This window comes from Micromonospora sp. NBC_00898 (assembly GCF_045207895.1).
Taxonomy (GTDB): Bacteria; Actinomycetota; Actinomycetes; order Mycobacteriales; family Micromonosporaceae; genus Micromonospora.
The window spans coordinates 300,244-315,884 of sequence record NZ_CP108775.1; the positions used below are offsets into that span (position 1 = coordinate 300,244).

General features: G+C 73.1%; 15 protein-coding genes and 1 other RNA gene. 9 read left to right on the top strand and 7 right to left on the bottom strand.

The features are described 5' to 3' along the window. Positions 1–56: 56 nt before the first annotated feature. On the bottom strand, positions 57–818 hold the full coding sequence (locus OG799_RS01445; RefSeq protein ID WP_406042281.1) for a sulfite exporter TauE/SafE family protein: 762 nt from the start codon (positions 816–818) through the stop codon (positions 57–59). Between the two features lie 136 nt (positions 819–954). On the opposite strand from OG799_RS01445, the gene OG799_RS01450 reads away from it, so the two are divergent. The 3 genes from OG799_RS01450 (at position 955) to rnpB (ending at position 3,446) form a co-directional block, all read left to right on the top strand. Further along, positions 955–1,473, top strand: coding sequence for a SigE family RNA polymerase sigma factor (locus tag OG799_RS01450; protein ID WP_406042283.1), 519 nt, complete (start codon positions 955–957; stop codon positions 1,471–1,473). Further along, positions 1,470–2,942 carry a hypothetical protein gene (locus tag OG799_RS01455; protein ID WP_406042285.1) on the top strand — a complete coding sequence of 491 codons (1,473 nt, stop codon included), beginning with the start codon at positions 1,470–1,472 and terminating at the stop codon, positions 2,940–2,942. Before OG799_RS01450 ends, OG799_RS01455 begins: the two co-directional genes overlap by 4 nt. A gap of 95 nt (positions 2,943–3,037) precedes the next feature. Then, positions 3,038–3,446, top strand: an RNA gene (rnpB, locus tag OG799_RS01460) — RNase P RNA component class A. A gap of 248 nt (positions 3,447–3,694) precedes the next feature. On the opposite strand, the gene OG799_RS01465 is transcribed toward rnpB, so the two are convergent. The 4 genes from OG799_RS01465 to OG799_RS01480 form a co-directional block, all read right to left on the bottom strand. Then, positions 3,695–4,543, bottom strand: a complete 849-nt coding sequence (locus tag OG799_RS01465) for a hypothetical protein (protein WP_406042287.1) — start codon at positions 4,541–4,543, stop codon at positions 3,695–3,697. Beyond that, on the bottom strand, positions 4,540–5,121 hold the full coding sequence (locus OG799_RS01470) for an RNA polymerase sigma factor (protein ID WP_406042289.1): 582 nt from the start codon (positions 5,119–5,121) through the stop codon (positions 4,540–4,542). The genes OG799_RS01465 and OG799_RS01470 overlap by 4 nt, the downstream gene beginning before the upstream one ends. Positions 5,122–5,214: 93 nt before the next feature. After that, positions 5,215–6,489: a M48 family metalloprotease gene (locus tag OG799_RS01475; RefSeq protein ID WP_406042291.1), complete on the bottom strand. Its 1,275-nt coding sequence runs from the start codon at positions 6,487–6,489 to the stop codon at positions 5,215–5,217. Positions 6,490–6,585: 96 nt separating this feature from the next. Continuing rightward, positions 6,586–7,017, bottom strand: a complete 432-nt coding sequence (locus tag OG799_RS01480; RefSeq protein WP_406042293.1) for a hypothetical protein — start codon at positions 7,015–7,017, stop codon at positions 6,586–6,588. A gap of 154 nt (positions 7,018–7,171) precedes the next feature. Between OG799_RS01480 and OG799_RS01485 the strand changes: the two genes are divergently transcribed. The 5 genes from OG799_RS01485 to OG799_RS01505 all read left to right on the top strand — a co-directional run bounded on the left by OG799_RS01485 (position 7,172) and on the right by OG799_RS01505 (position 11,234). Further along, positions 7,172–7,375, top strand: coding sequence for a hypothetical protein (locus tag OG799_RS01485; protein ID WP_406042295.1), 204 nt, complete (start codon positions 7,172–7,174; stop codon positions 7,373–7,375). Positions 7,376–7,455: 80 nt separating this feature from the next. Further along, positions 7,456–8,418 (top strand): histone, encoded by a 963-nt coding sequence (locus OG799_RS01490; protein ID WP_406042297.1) that lies wholly within the window; start codon positions 7,456–7,458, stop codon positions 8,416–8,418. Between the two features lie 77 nt (positions 8,419–8,495). Then, a complete protein-coding gene (locus OG799_RS01495; RefSeq protein ID WP_406042299.1) occupies positions 8,496–9,929 on the top strand; it encodes an RNB domain-containing ribonuclease in 1,434 nt (477 codons plus the stop codon). Positions 9,930–10,025: 96 nt separating this feature from the next. Beyond that, positions 10,026–10,724, top strand: coding sequence for an NADPH-dependent F420 reductase (npdG, locus tag OG799_RS01500; RefSeq protein WP_406042301.1), 699 nt, complete (start codon positions 10,026–10,028; stop codon positions 10,722–10,724). 66 nt (positions 10,725–10,790) lie between these two features. Beyond that, the gene (locus tag OG799_RS01505; RefSeq protein WP_406042303.1) at positions 10,791–11,234 is read left to right on the top strand and encodes a VOC family protein; all 444 of its coding nucleotides are present in this window, start codon (positions 10,791–10,793) and stop codon (positions 11,232–11,234) included. A 61-nt stretch (positions 11,235–11,295) separates the two neighbouring features. Here OG799_RS01505 and panB read toward each other — a convergent pair whose 3' ends face one another. Both panB and OG799_RS01515 read right to left on the bottom strand, forming a co-directional pair. Further along, the gene (gene panB / locus OG799_RS01510; RefSeq protein WP_089013215.1) at positions 11,296–12,141 is read right to left on the bottom strand and encodes a 3-methyl-2-oxobutanoate hydroxymethyltransferase; all 846 of its coding nucleotides are present in this window, start codon (positions 12,139–12,141) and stop codon (positions 11,296–11,298) included. Positions 12,142–12,274: 133 nt separating this feature from the next. Next, positions 12,275–14,038, bottom strand: a complete 1,764-nt coding sequence (locus OG799_RS01515; RefSeq protein ID WP_406042305.1) for an NAD+ synthase — start codon at positions 14,036–14,038, stop codon at positions 12,275–12,277. Positions 14,039–14,263: 225 nt separating this feature from the next. On the opposite strand from OG799_RS01515, the gene glnA reads away from it, so the two are divergent. Then, on the top strand, positions 14,264–15,613 hold the full coding sequence (glnA, locus tag OG799_RS01520; RefSeq protein WP_406042307.1) for a type I glutamate--ammonia ligase: 1,350 nt from the start codon (positions 14,264–14,266) through the stop codon (positions 15,611–15,613). Positions 15,614–15,641 lie beyond the last annotated feature (28 nt).

Sequence of the window (15,641 nt, forward strand, 5' to 3'; positions counted from 1 at the left end):
CCGCCCCGGCGCCGCGCAGCGCCGGGGCGGTTCGGCGTCCGCGCGCGCGACGGGTGTCAGCGCAGCGCGCGCCAGAGCAGGTAGAGGCCGATCGTCGTACCGAAGACCACGATCACCGTCCGCAGCACCACCGGCGGCAGCCGGCGGACCAGCCGGGCGCCCACGTACCCGCCGACCAGCGTCGCCGGCGCGACCACCGCGACGGCTGCCCAGTTGACCGGGCCGAAGAGCGCGAAGACGACCAGGGTGGTCAGCCCCACCACCGCGGAGAGCAGATTCTTGATCGCCGACACCCGGGCCAGCGTGGCGTCCAGCACCAGGGCCAAGCCGGCGACCAGCATCACCCCGAGCGCCGCGCCGAAGTAGCCGCCGTACACGGTGCCCACCGCGACCATCGCCTGCACGGTGACGGTACGGCGGCGCGGGCTGAGGTCGGCCGGGTGGCCGACCAGCCGGCGCAGCGGATCCTGGAAGGCCAGCACGGCGGTCGCCCCCAGCACCAGGAACGGCACCACCACCTCGAAGGCCCGCGCCGGGGTGGCCAGCAGCAGCACGCAGCCGACGACCGTGCCGAGCACGGCGGTGGGCAGCAGCGTCCACAGCCGCCGCCCGGGCGGCAGGTCCGTCCGGCTGCCCGCGACGGCCGCGACGTACCCCGGGAAGACGGAGACCGAATTGCTCACGTTCGCCGGCACCGGCGGCAGCCCGACCGCGATCAACGCCGGGAAGGTGATGAGGGAACCGCCCCCGGCCACCGCGTTCACCGTGCCCGCGGCGAGACCGGCGGCGAGCAGGAGCGCGGCGTCGGAGAGGTTCATGATCCCCAGAGGCTAGTCCGCTCCCGTCCGCACCACGCAACCCCGGACTCAACCTTTCGTCACCCTGTCGCGTCGTTCCCTGCGACAGGGTCGACGAGGGGAGCGGACGTGCACGGTCACAACGGGGGGTCGACGGGTGGATGACCCGGAGTTCCGTGAATTCGTCGAGGTTCGCTACGCCGACCTGCTGCGCACCGCGTACCTGCTGACCGGCAGTCGGGACGTGGCCCAGGACCTGGTGCACGAGGCGCTGCTGAAGGTGATGCGGCACTGGCGGCGGGTCGACGAGCCGATGGCGTACGTCCGCCGGGTGATGGTGAACGAACGCGCCAGCCGCTGGCGCCGGATCGGCCTGCGGGAGCTGCTCACCTCGGCAGTACCGGACCCGGTCGGGCCCGACACCACCGACGGCGTCGCCGTCCGGGACGAGCTGTTGACCGCGCTGGACCGGCTGCCGGTCCGGATGCGGACCGTGCTGGTGCTGCGCTACTGGGAGGACCTGCCGGAAGCCGAGGTGGCGGCGGTGATGGCGTGTTCCGTCGGAACGGTGAAGAGCCAGGCGGCGCGGGGCCTCGCCCGGCTGCGGAACGTCTTGGCGTCGGCGTCGACCGGCCGGTCGATGGCGACCGGCAGAGTGATCGGGGAACGGGCATGAGTGTGGACGAACTGCGTGCCGGTCTGGCCCGGGTCGCCGCGTCGGTGGTCCCCGACGACGACCCGTACGGGCGGCTCATGAGGCATGCCCGTCGCCGTCGGCGGCACCGGTGGTCCGGCGCCGTTGCCCTGCTCGCCGGCCTGCTCGCCACCGTGATCTTCGCCCCTGCCCTCGGCGTGGGGGCGGGCGGTCTCGGCGACCTGTTCCGCGACCCCGAGCCGGGGTCCGGCTACCCGGTCACCGACGACTGGGTGTGGCGACTCATCGACTCGCCCACCCGGGGCAGCCTGGCCGCCGACGGGCGGTTGGTCGAAGAGCTTACCCGCGTCTTCGACCGGGACCGCGACGAGGCGGGCATGGACTCCGCGCTGCCGACGGTCAAGGTGCTCTTCGCCGACGACTCGTTCGGGGCACGCCGGGTCGTGGTGGCCTACCACTCCGACACCTCCGCGGCCCTGGTGGCGACGACGGGTGCGGCCGGCTCCACGCCCCGGGACCTGGTACGCGCCGGCGGTATCAGCAACGTGCGGATCTCGCCGTTCACCGTGATCGACGGCGTTGTCGAGGGGAAGAGGGACACGCCCCGGTGGCTGCTGGGTCTCGCGCCGGCCGGCTGCGCCGTCTCGTCCGCTGGATCGGCGACGGTGACCCCGGACGGTACGCTGCGCCGCGCCTGGCGCCCCACGCCGACGCCCGGCTATCTGCTCCTCGACGGGCAACCGATCCGTGGCTGGTGGCGGGTCGAGTGCGACGGCAGGATCCGCGACCAGGGCCCCATGGGCTTCGGGACCGGCGAGATCAGCGGCCGAGACTCCGCTCCGGCGCCGGACCCGAGCGCGGGCGCCGGCGAACCGCTGACGGTCGGCGGCGAGATCAGGCAGGCCGAGGAGACGGCCATGAGCTCCTACGCGCTGCTGGTCGAGACCACCGGCCTGGCGGGCGATCCCGGGCCGGTGCGGCGCTGGAGCGGCCGCGTCCCCGGCGGGGACGGCACCGGGGCGGCGCTCGTCGGTCCGGCCTCGGGCACCGGCCCGGCCGTTCTGCAGGTCGGGGCGAGCTACGACGCCCTCGTGGCGCTGGCCGCGCCGGATGACGCCCGACCCGACGACACGGAGACCCGAGCGGCCAGCCGGACCGACTGGGCGCTGGTGAGCACGGTCGTCGGCAGTTCTCCGGACCTGATCGCGGTCAGGGTGCCGACCCGGGTGGGTGGGCACGCGGCACTCACCGACCAGCTCCTCGTCGTACCCGAGGAGGAGGGCGCCGCGCGGGTGGAGGTGGTCGGATCCGGCACGGTGCGCTCCTCCGCGCCGGTGACCAACGGCGCGGCGGTGGTCACCCTGCCGCTCGGGGAACCCGCGGACGTGCGTGCGCTGGACGCCGCCGGCCAGGTCCTCGCGTCGATCCCGGTACGCGAGCCGGACCGGGGTGAGCGCCTCTTCGGCGAAGGGCTGGTGTCGGACTGGTGATCCGGCGGCGGGGACGGGCGGGTCGCCGCCGTCCACCCGTGTCCGGGTCGGAAATGAGCGAGGCCGTCGCGTCGTTAGGATGAGAGCGCGACGGACGAGTCGACCGGGCGGTCGCGTCGACGGGCTCCGGCCCGTCGCCGAGGAACGTCCGGACTCCACAGGGCAGGGTGGTTGCTAACGGCAACCCGGGGTGACCCGCGGGACAGTGCCACAGAAAACAGACCGCCGGCCCTAAATGGGACGGTAAGGGTGAAACGGTGGGGTAAGAGCCCACCAGCATCCCGGGTGACCGGGATGGCTAGGTAAACCCCACCCGGAGCAAGGCCAAGAAAGGGTCGTCACCGCAAGATGACGGTCCGCGCAGACGCTTGAGGGCTGCCCGCCCGATGTCTGCGGGTAGGCCGCTGGAGCCTGCCGGCGACGGCAGGCCGAGATGGATGGCCGCCGCCGACGCGCCGCACGGCGCGTCGGTCACAGAATCCGGCGTACAGGTCGACTCGTCCGTCGCCCACAGGTCACCGCCTTGATCAAGGCGGTGACCTCGGTGTATATCCTCGATCCACCCGCGTACCGACACCGCCAGTTTGGAAGGACGAAGATCACGGCCGACAAGGACCTGGTGGGCCAGGTCAAGGCAGGGAAGTGCGTGTCCGTTCGTGCCCCCTGGTGACCGTCCGCGGTACCGACTACTGGCACGTGGATGGCACGGTGACCGGCGAATTGCGTGATTCCCATTCCTCGGCGGCGGACACCTACCGCTTCCACGCTTCGGCGGGTAGGCAGTTGGTAGCGGGCTTACCGTAGATCACCGTCCCGGACGGTGTGGTGTAGCAGTGATCAAGTTGGTCCTCGGCTTGAAATAGCGGACGCCTGTCGATTTCCACTCCCTGGTCGTCGTAGCTGACCAACTGGGGATCGTCGTCGGCCTTGAGCCGAGCGCCGGTCGTCATCAGTCCGAACGCCCCGCCGGAGAGGCGTGCGACGGTGGTACGGCCATCACCGTGGTCGAGCACCAACCGGCCGACGCGCCCGCTGACCCGGCCACTGACACTGACGTCCCCGCCATCAAACTCGGTGGACGTCAGCAGAAGCCTTTGCACTGGGCCCGGTAGCCATTCACCATGCGGCCAGGATTCGGCTGAGCCCCCGCCGGACGGCTCCTGGTTCGGTCCGGCCGACTGCATGTCACACGTCGCATAGCCGACATCGTTCATGAACAACACCAGGACACGGTTACCGCGCTCTGTCGCCACCGCAAGATCGGCCAGGGACAGCAGGACCTGTCGCCCATCCCCGGCCGATCCGGTCTTCTCCTCGCGGGCGCTCCACCTGAGACATTGCTCGGCCGCGTCACGCAGCGTCGGTGACAACTCGCCAGGTCCCATCGCCAGTACCTGGACCGTCCGGCCGTCCGGCCTGTCCCAGACAGATGCCGCCACGCCAGACGTTACGACCAGCAGCACGGCCGCAGCCACGGCGACCCTCAGCCGCGGCGTACGAGCCGGGCGACGGGCCACCGCATGAAGCAGATGCGCTCGCATCTTCCGCGCCGCTACCGGCGGCAGGTCCCGCTCAACCGGCGGGTCAAGGATCTCGTTCACCGCTTCCCCTCCTGGATCTCCTCAGGTATCAGGCGGGCCAGGCGGCCGCGGGCACGACTCACCCGGGATCGCACCGCCACCTCACTGATTCCCAGCACGATCGCCGCATCCGGATACGAGACGCCCGACCACAGGCACAACGCGACCGCCTCCCGTTCCGCTGGCGAAAGCCGGCGCACCACCGCCAAGATCTCGGCCATCCGCCGCTCGTCGTCCAGCCGCGCGGCTACCGCGTCGGCAAGATCACCGTCGGTGTGCCGCTCTGACGGCAGCCGTCGCAGCAACGCCAGCCACCGGCGGCCCGACCGCCACTCCGAACGCACCGCGTTGGTCGCCACCACGAGCAACCACGGCAACGCCGAACCCTCCACCAGGCGGACAACGTCACGGCGGCGCCACGCGATCAGGAACGTCTCCTGCGTGATGTCTTCTGCCGTCGTCCACGACCCGGTCAGCCGGAAGGCATGGTTGTAGACCGCGCGGGAGTACCTGTCGAAGATCCAGCCGAAGGCCGTCTGGTCACCAGCAGTGATCGAGGACCACAGCTCCTCGTCCGACGGCCGTACCTGATGCGTCACACCACACTATGGCCGCCGAAGCCCTTCCTGTTGCAGATCACGGCCGGCATCGCGATCAGGGATCTTCTTGTCGTAGCCGACCCGCCCCGACCGTCAGCCCGACCAGCTCACCTCGCGGCGTGCCCGCTCGTACTCGCGGGCCAGCTCGGCGTCGATGCGCGCCATCCGCTCCTCGGTCAGCTCCACGGCCGGCTCGTGCGCCGGCCGGCCCGCCAGCATCCGCTGCCGCAGCCCGGCCGGCGGATAGGTGGCGAACAGCGAGGCCTCCTCCCGTAGCGACAGCTGCCGCAGCAGCGGCAGCCGGTCCGCCGCGGCGGACCGGGACCCGGCGACCGCCGTACGCCACCGGTCCGGCCCGTGCCCGGCCCGCGACTCCCGGCGGACGGCGAGCGCGATCGACTCCGCGGCGAGGAAGGCGTCGAGCAGGCCGGACGCCGCCGCCGTGCCGGCGGCCCGCGCCGCCAGCTCGTCGGCCAGGTACTCGGCGCGCTGGCTGTCCCGCAGCGCGACGCTGACCAGCACCAGGTGCGCGCCGAAGAGCAGCCGCGCCAGCACCCACTGGACGGCGTTCGCCAGGGCCGTGCCGACCAGCTCGGCGATCCCGCCGCCGGAGACGGTACGCACCGGACGCACCAGGTCGGCGGCGGAGCCGAGCATGGTGACGGCCGGCTGCACCAGCAGTGTCCGGCGTGGGTCGCCGTTGACGAAGTGGCCCAGCTCGTGGCCGAGCAGCGCCACCCGCTCCCGCGCCGGCAGCGACCCCCACAGCGGCAGCCCCAGGCAGAGCACCCGCCGCCGGCGCAGCCCGACGACGCCGGCGTACGCGTTGATGTCGCCGTCCACCCCGACCAGCTGCGGCGCCGGCGCACCGATCGCCGCGGCCACCTCGTCGACGAGGGCGAACAGCTCCGGCACCCGGTCCCGGGAGAGCACCGTCAGGTCCTCGTCCAGCCGGCCGAACCGGGGCCGCAGCGCGTACGCGAGGCCGAGCAGCGCGACGCCGAGCACCACCGACGGGTTGGGGAAGGAGAAGGCCACGATCAGCCACACCCCGGTGGCCGCGAGGGCGAGCGCGCCGCCGAGCAGCAGCACCGAGGCGATCGCGGTGACCACCCGGGCGGTGGCCGGCCCGGTGTCGTCCAGCGGCCGTCCGACCAGCCGGTCGAACTGCCGCGTGGTCATCCGGTACGCCAGCCGGTACGTCCACCGGTCCACCCGGACCCAGCCGAACTCGCGCCCTCGCCGGTCCCGGTCGTACGCGTCCAGGTTCCACTCGCAGCCGGCACACCACGGCGTCGCGTCCCGCAGCGACACGGTGATCGCCGTGCAGCGGGGACAGGCGCCCGTCCCGGTCGTCGTGTCGATCACGACGACCGATCCTGCCGAGCGGCCCCGGCCGGCGGAACCGGCCGTTCAGCCGACCGGGCCGGGCGGTGGCGGGACGGGCGTCGCCCGGCCGCGGGGTCAGTCCGGGCAGGGCAGCCGCTCCATCGGCGCCGGGGTGGCGGCGGGGCGCACGACCTGGGCGAAACACGCGCCGACGTTCGCCTGCTGCCAGCCGAAGACCGAGGCGGCGGTCTTCGCCACCCGGACCCGGAAAACCAGCCGTACGCCCGCACCGGCGCTCTCGACCGTCAGCACCTCGACCCCGTCGACGGCGTCGGCGGCGTCCCGCAGCGCCGGCCCGGACGCCGACGGCGTGGCCAGCAGCGCGGCGCGGGTCCGCTGCGCCGTCGCCGTCACCTCCCGGTCGGCGCGCCGGTCCAGCCGGTCCTGCGACCGGTCCCGCAGCAGCGGCACCGCCGCCAGCACCCCGGCCGCGGCGAGCGCCGCGAGCGCGGCGGCGGCCACCAGGCGTCGCCGCCGCCGTGCTGATGTTCCTCCCCCGAACCGCACCCGGGGATTGTCCGTCACCCACCCGGTGCCCGGCTGCCCCGTTCTTCGCCGTTCCGGCATCCGGCGGCCGGCAGCACGTCTACTGTGGAGGACATCGGCGGCTATTTGTGGCGATCCGGTGGCGGCCGGGCGCTATGCGGTGCACAGTGATCTCATGAGCGACAGCGGAAGTGGTGCGCACTACTACTGGTGCACCCGACACCACCGGGTCGAGACCGACGCCGACGTGTGCCCTGCGAAGCACGTTCTCGGACCGTACGCCTCAGCCGCCGACGCGGAGAACGCCCTGCAGCAGGTGCGGGAGCGCAACGAAGCGTGGGACGCCGAGGACGCCCGTTGGGCCGGGGAGGGCAGGTAGACGGCGCGGGACGGCCCGCGTCGAGGTACTCCGTGCTCCGCGAGGAGCCACGAGAGCACGTCCCCAAGGAGGGAACCGAGATGGCCGAAGCACAACAGGCCACCACCCGCCCGGCCGGCAAACGTACGACCGCGAAGAAGACCGCCGCGACGCGGCGGTCCACGGGGGCCGCCACGGGCCGGACGGCGACGGTCACCAAGGCCTCGCCGAACGCCTCGGGCGCCGGCGCCGGTCGGGTGCCGGCGAAGCAGGCCGTCGCGAAGAAGGCGGCCGCCAAGAAGGTCGTGTCGGCGGCGCGCAAGGCGCCCGCGAAGAAGGCCCCGGCCACGAAGACCACGGCCAAGAAGGCACCCGCCAAGAAGGCCCCGGCCACGAGGACCACGGCCAAGAAGGCGCCCGCCAAGAAGGCCCCCGCCCGGAAGACCACCGTGGCGGCGAAGAAGGCTCCCGCCCGCAAGGCGGCGGCGAAGACCACCGCGGCGGCGAAGAAGGCACCCGCGCGCAAGGCGGCGGCGAAGACCGCCGCGGTCAAGGAGACCACCGCGGCCAAGAAGGCGCCTGCGGCCAAGAAGGCGCCCGCCAGGACCACGGCGGCGGCGAAGAAGGCCCCAGCGAAGACCACGGCCGCCACCCGGAAGGTCACCTCCACCGGGAAGAAGGCCACCGCGGCGGTGAAGAAGGCCGCCCCCGCGGCGAAGAAGACCGCGGCGAAGAAGACCACGACCGCGGCGAAGAAGGCCCCGGCCAAGAAGACCACCGCCACGAAGGCCGCCTCGACCCGCCCGACCGGGGGCGCCCGCAAGGCGGCGGCGAAGAAGGCTCCGGCGAAGAAGGCCACCGCCACGTCCTCGACCACCACGCGCAAGTCGGCGGCGAGGAAGGCGACCTCCGCGGCGTCGTCCGTGGGCCCTGTCGAGGCCAGGACGAGCACCTCGACGGGCACCCACAAGCGGATGACCGCCGCCCGGAAGCCGGCCGGCACGAGGGTCGTCGCCGGCCGTTCGACGATCAAGCCGGCGAGCGCCCGGAAGGCGGCCGGCTGACGCCCGCCGCCCACCGCTGACCGGACGTCCGCCACGCGGGTGAGCGGATCACGCGCAGCGCTGTCAGGATTGACCCCGTGGTGATCCGACGCGTACTGGCGCCCCGCATCGACTTCGGCGCGCTGCGCCGCGAGCTGGGACTGCCCGAGGGCTTCCCGGTCGCGGCGCAGCGCGAGGCGGACGAGGCGGCGGCCGCACCGCTGCCGGCCGCCGCCGACCGCACCGACATCCCGTTCGTCACGGTCGACCCCGCGACCTCCCGCGACCTCGACCAGGCGATGCACCTCAGCCGCCGTCCCGGTGGCGGCTTCCGGATCCGGTACGCGATCGCCGACGTCGCCACGCACGTCCGCCCCGGCGGGCCGTTGCAGGAGGAGACCTGGCGTCGCGGCCAGACCGTCTACCTGCCCGACGGCAACGTGCCGCTGCACCCGCACACGCTCAGCGAGGGGGCGGCCAGCCTGCTGCCCGACGCCGACCGGGCGGCGGTGCTGTGGACCATCGACCTGGACGCCGACGGCGCCACCGTCGCCGTCGCGCTGGAACGCGCCCGGGTGCGCAGCCGCGCCAAGCTCGACTACGTCGGCGTGCAGCGTGACGCCGATGCCGGCCGGCTGCCCGAGCCGATCGCCCTGCTGCCCGAGATCGGCGCGCTGCTCACCGCCCGGGGGCTGCGCCGGGGCGCGATCAACCTGCCCCTGCCCGAGCAGGACGTCGAATCCGACGGCGACGGTTGGCAGCTGGTGCTGCGCGGGCCGGGGCCGATGGAGGACCACAACGCCCAGATCTCCCTACTGACCGGGATGGCCGCCGCCGACATCATGCTCGCCGGCCGGATCGGGCTGCTGCGGACCATGCCGCCGCCGAGGCCGGAGGCGGTGGCCCGGCTGCGCCTCGCCGCCGCCCCGCTCGGCGTGGACTGGCCGGCGGACCGCAGCGTCGGCGAGGTACTCGCGGGGTTGGACGCCTCCCGGCCCCGGGCGGCGGCCTTCATCGACCAGGCCGCCGAGCTGATGCGCGGCGCGGCGTACACCGCCTTCGACGGCGAGCTGCCGGAGCAGCCGGAGCACGGCGGGGTGGCCGCCGCGTACGCCCACGTCACGGCGCCGCTGCGCCGGCTGGCCGACCGGTACGCGACGGAGGTCTGCCTGGCTCTGCACGAGGGCCGGGAGGTGCCCGACTGGGCCCGCGCCGCGCTGCCGAAGCTGCCCGAGGCGATGGCCAGCACCGACCGGACCGCCGGGGCGGCCACCCGCGGCGCGGTCGAGCTGGCCGAGGCGGTGCTGCTGGAGCACCGGGTGGGGGAGACCTTCTCCGCGGCCGTGCTGGACGTGGACGCCCCGCCGAACGGCAACGCCAGGCCGGTCCGGGAGCCCGGCGGCGCGGTGGCCCTGGACGAGCCGCCGGTCCGCGCCCGGTGCACCGGCGAACTGCCGCTCGGCGAGCGGATCCAGGTCCGCCTGGTCACCGCCGACCCGACCCAGCGCAAGGTCCTCTTCGCCCGGGCCTGACCGCCCTCCGCCGCGCGGACGGCCGGCGGTGGCCAGCGGGGTTTGTCACAGCGGCTCGCGCTGCTGCCCGCCGAGACGGTTTGCGAGGATGGCCGTATGGCTTACGACGCGACCACGCTGCCCGACGTCTCCGGGCTGACCGTCGGCATCATCGGTGGCACCGGCGACCAGGGGCGAGGTCTCGCGTACCGGTTCGCCCGGGCCGGGCAGACCGTGCTGATCGGTTCCCGTTCCGCCGAGCGCGCGGCGCAGTCCGCCGCCGAGATCGCCGCGCTGCCCGGCGTGCCCACCGGCGCGCAGGTGTCCGGCGGTGACAACGACGAGGTCGCCCGTGCCAGCGACGTGGTGATCATCGCCGTCCCGTGGGACGGGCACGCCGCCACCGTCGCCGCGCTGGCCGAGCCGCTCGCCGGCAAGATCGTGGTCGACTGCGTCAACCCGCTCGGCTTCGACAAGCAGGGCCCGTACGCCCTCCGGGTCGACGAGGGCAGCGCCGTCCAGCAGGCCGCCCGGCTGCTGCCCGACTCCCGGGTCTGCGCGGCGTTCAACCACGTCAGCGCGCCGCTGCTGGCCGACCCGGAGATCGACCGGATCGACCTCGACGTGCTGATCTGCACCGAGGACCGGGAGCTGGTCGACGTGGTGGCCGCGCTCGCCGCCCGGATCCCCGGCATGCGGGGCATCTACGCCGGACGGTTGCGTAACGCCCACCAGATCGAGGCGTTCACCGCCAACCTGATCGCCATCAACAAGCGCTACAAGGCGCACGCCGGCATCCGGGTCACCGACCTCTGAGCCGCCGCGCCGGCCGAGCGCCGGGGCGGCGTCGGGCATGTCGTACCCGCCAGGGAGGATCTCCGGGTGGAGTGGCAACTGGTGATCGACTGTCGGGAGCCCGCGCGGCTCGTCGCGTTCTGGGCCGAGGCGCTGCGGTACCGTCCGCAGCCGCCGCCGGACGGGCACCCGACCTGGCGTGACTGGTATCTGTCGGTCGGCGTCCCGGCGGACGAGCTGGGTGAGGACGACTGCCTGGACCGCTTGGAGGACCCGACCGGCGCCGGGCAGCGGATCTGGTTCCAGCCGGTGCCCGAGCCGAAGTCGGTGAAGAACCGGCTGCACATCGACCTCAAGGTCGGTGGTGGGCGGTCGGTGCCCCTGCCGGAGCGGCGGGCGAGGATCGACGCCGAGGTGGCCCGGCTGGTGGCGCTCGGGGCGCGGGTGCTGGGGGCGATGGACGACCCGGAGAACAACTACTACTCGGTCCAGCTCGCCGACCCCGAGGACAACGAGTTCTGCGTGGGCTGACCGGAGCCGGCCGGCGCGGTGGTGGGGCGGTGCGGCCGGTCGGCCGCACCGCCCGTCGTACTCAGAAGGTGTGCTCGGCGGCCGGGAACTCGCCGCCGCGGACCTCCTCGGCGAAGCGGCGGGTCGCGTCGGTCAGCGCGCCCGCCAGGTCGGCGTAGCGCTTCACGAAGCGCGGCGCCTTGCCGGTACGCAGCCCGGCCATGTCCTGCCAGACCAGCACCTGCGCGTCGGTGTCCGGCCCGGCGCCGATGCCGACGGTGGGGATCCGCAGCTCGGCGGTGATTCGCTTGGCCACCTCGCCGGGCACCATCTCCAGCACCACCGCGAACGCGCCCGCCTCGGCCACCGCCCGCGCGTCGGCGATCACCTCGTCGGCCGTGTCGCCGCGGCCCTGCACCCGGTACCCGCCCAGGGTGTGCTCGCTCTGCGGGGTGAAGCCGATGTGCGCCATCACCGGGATGCCGGCGCCGACGATCGCGGCGATCTGGTCGGCGCAGCGTCGGCCGCCCTCCAGCTTCACCGCGTGGCAGCCGCCCTCCTTCATGAACCGCACCGCCGTGCGCAGCGCCTGCGTCGGCCCCTCCTCGTACGAGCCGAAGGGCAGGTCGCCGACGATCAGCGAGTGCCGGGTCGCCCGTACCACCGCGCGGACCAGCGGCAGCAGCTCCTCGGCGGTCACCGGCAGGGTGGTCTCGTAGCCGAAGACGTTGTTCGCCGCCGAGTCGCCGACCAGCAGCACCGGGATCCCCGCCTGGTCGAAGATCGAGGCGGTGTACTGGTCGTACGAGGTGAGCATCGCCCAGCGCTCACCGCGCTCCTTGGCGGTGATCAGGTCGCGGGTACGGACCCGTCGGGTGGCCGGCCCGCCGTACAGGGCGGTCACCTCGGTCGGGGTGGACTCCACCATGACTCTCTCCTTCCTCGAGGCCGCCTCCGCGGTCCCCGGGTTCCGCCGCGATCGTCGCACCGGACGACCCGCCCACGGCAGGGCGGAGTGGAGGATTTCACTCCCCGGCCCGCGGGCCGCGGGAGACGGCGGCTCAGCCGTGCTCGCGCCAGCGGTTGGTGATGGGCAGCCGGCGGTCCCGGCCGAACGCCTTGATGGAGATCTTGGTGCCCGGGGCGGACTGCCGCCGCTTGTACTCGGCGGTATCCACCATCCGCAGCACCTTGTCCACGATCGCCGGGTCGTGCCCCGACGCGACCAGGCCGTCCCGACCGAGGTCGCCGTCGACGTAGCCGATCAGGATCGGGTCGAGGACGTCGTAGTCCGGCAGGGTGTCGCTGTCGAGCTGGCCGGGGCTCAACTCCGCCGACGGCGGCTTACCGATCGAGTTCTCCGGGATCGGGGCGGTCTCGCCCCGGCGGACCGCGTCGGCGTTGCGCCACTTGGCCAGCCGCCAGATCAGCGTCTTCCAGACGTCCTTGACCGGGTTGTAGCCGCCCACGGAGTCGCCGTAGAGGGTGGAGTAGCCCACCGCCAGCTCGCTCTTGTTGCCGGTGGTGAGGACCAGGTGGCCCTCCTGGTTCGACAGCGCCATCAGGATCACGCCGCGCACCCGGGCCTGGAGGTTCTCCACGGCCACCCCGGACAGCGACATGTTGGCCAGGTAGGCGTCCACCATCGGCTGGATCGGCTCGATCCGGTAGTCCAGGCCGGTCCGCTTGGCCAGCTCCTCGGCGTCGGCGCGGGAGTGCTCCGAGGAGTGCTGGCTGGGCAGCGACACCCCGACCACCCGGTCCGGGCCGAGCGCGTCGACGGCCAGGGCCCCGACCACGGCCGAGTCGATGCCGCCGGAAAGGCCGAGCACCACCGACGGGAAGCGGTTCTTGTTGACGTAGTCGCGCAGGCCCAGCACCAGCGCCTGCCACACCTCGGCCTCGTCGGCGACCGGCTCGATGATGCCGCCGCGGGCGATCTCGTCGGTGGGGGCGGGCGGCAGGATGTCGCTGACCTTCGACCGGACGATGCGCATCCCGTCGGCGGGCTGCTCGGCCTCGTCGACCGGCTCCTTCGCCGGGGGCAGCTCCACGTCGTGCACCAGCAGGTGCTCGATGAACTGTGGCGCCCGGGCGAGCAGCGCGCCATCCGCGCTCACGATCATCGAGTCGCCGTCGAAGACCAGCTCATCCTGGCCGCCGACCATGTTGACGTACGCGATGGCGGCGCCCGCCTCCGCGGCCCGGCGGCGGACCAGCGGCAGCCGGATGTCGTCCTTGTTCAGCTCGTACGGCGAGCCGTTGATGTTGAGGACCAGTCCCACGCCGGCCTGCCGGGCCACCGCGAACGGCCCGCCGGCCTGCCAGAGGTCCTCGCAGATGGTCAGCGCGACGTCCACCCCGCCGATCCGCACCACGGTCAGCGTGTCGCCGGACACGAAGTAGCGGTCCTCGTCGAACACCCCGTAGTTGGGCAGGTGGTGCTTGAAGTAGGTGGCCACGACCGCCCCACGGTGCAGCAGCGCGGCGGCGTTGCGGGCGCCTCGGCCCGGCTCGGCGTCCGAGCTGACCTGCGGCGGCCCGTCCGCGTCCAGGTAGCCGACCAGGACCGGCAGGTCGCCGAGCCCGTCGGCGGCCAGATCCGCGGCGAGCCGCTGGAGCGCGGCCTTCGAAGCGGCGACGAAGGAGCGGCGGAAGACCAGGTCCTCGACCGGGTAACCGGTCAGCATCAGTTCCGGGAAGAGTGCGAGCTGGGCGCCGGCGTCGGCGGCCCTACGGGTCCAGCGGCGGACCAGGTCGGCGTTGCCGGCGATGTCGCCGACGGTCGGGTTGACCTGGCACAGGGCGAGACGCAGGGTGGGCATGTCCTCATCTTGCCCCAGCGTCGCAGGCCCTTCACGGCAGGACGCGGGAGACGCCGGCCACCCCCGCCCGGACCGGGCGGACGCCCCTGGCGCCACCCGGCGGGACACGGCGGGACGCGCGCCGGAGGGTCGCGTAACGTCTGCGTAACGAGGCCGGTGGAGACTGGGCGGTCAGGCCGGACCGGCCCGACCGGTTGCCGGAGATCAGTGTCGCGAGGGGTGGAAGTGGACCGTCAGCAGGAGTTCGTCCTCCGTACGCTGGAAGAGCGGGACATCCGGTTCGTCCGGCTGTGGTTCACCGACGTGCTCGGGACGCTGAAGAGCGTGTCGGTGGCCCCCGCCGAGCTGGAGGCGGCCTTCGAGGAGGGCATCGGCTTCGACGGCTCGGCGATCGAGGGCTTCGCCCGGGTCTTCGAGTCCGACATGGTGGCCATGCCCGACCCGACCACCTTCCAGGTCTTCCCCTTCGAGGGCGGCGTCAGCGGCGAGAGCGCCCGGATGTTCTGCGACATCCTGCTGCCCGACGGCGGGCCCTCCTGGGCCGACCCGCGGCACGTGCTGCGCCGGATGCTCTCCAAGGCGGCCGAGAAGGGCTTCACCTTCTACACCCACCCCGAGATCGAGTTCTTCCTGCTGGAGAACGGTGCCCAGGACGGCTCGGTGCCCATCCCGGTCGACACCGGCGGCTACTTCGAGCACACCACCCACGCCGTCGCCCGGGACTTCCGCCGGCAGGCCGTACTGGCGCTGGAGCGGATCGGCATCTCGGTGGAGTTCAGCCACCACGAGGTGGCACCGGGCCAGCAGGAGATCGACCTGCGCTACGCCGACGCGCTGACCACCGCCGACAACATCATGACCTTCCGGCACGTGGTCAAGGAGGTGGCGCTCTCCACCGGGGTGCAGGCCAGCTTCATGCCGAAGCCCTTCACCGACCAGCCCGGCAGCGGCATGCACACCCACCTGTCGCTCTTCGAGGGCGAGCGCAACGCGTTCCACGACGCCGGCGACCCGATGAAGCTCTCCAAGGTGGCGAAGTCCTTCATCGCCGGCCTGCTGATGCACGCTCGGGAGTACACCGCCGTCACCAACCAGTGGGTCAACTCGTACAAGCGGCTCTTCCCGCAGGCGCTGCCGGACCGGATCACCGAGAGCCCGGCGTACGTCTGCTGGGGTCACCTGAACCGCTCCGCGCTCGTCCGGGTGCCGGCGTACGGCAAGCCGAACTCGGCCCGGGTCGAGGTCCGTTCGCTGGACTCGGCGGCCAACCCGTACCTGGCCTTCGCGGTCATGCTCGGCGCCGGCCTCAAGGGCATCGAGGAGGGCTACGAGCTGCCCCCGGGCGCCGAGGACGACGTCTGGTCGCTGAGCAGCGCCGAGCGCCGCGCGATGGGCTACGAGGCCCTTCCGGAGAACCTGGCCGAGGCCATCGACGTGATGGCTGGCTCGGAGCTGGTCGCCGAGGTGCTCGGCGAGCACGTCTTCGACTTCTTCCTGCGCAACAAGCGCGCCGAGTGGGAGCAGTACCGCCGCGAGGTCACCCCGTACGAGCGGCAGCGCTACCTGTCGCTCTAGCGGGAGTGTCGTACCGGGGGCTTAGCTT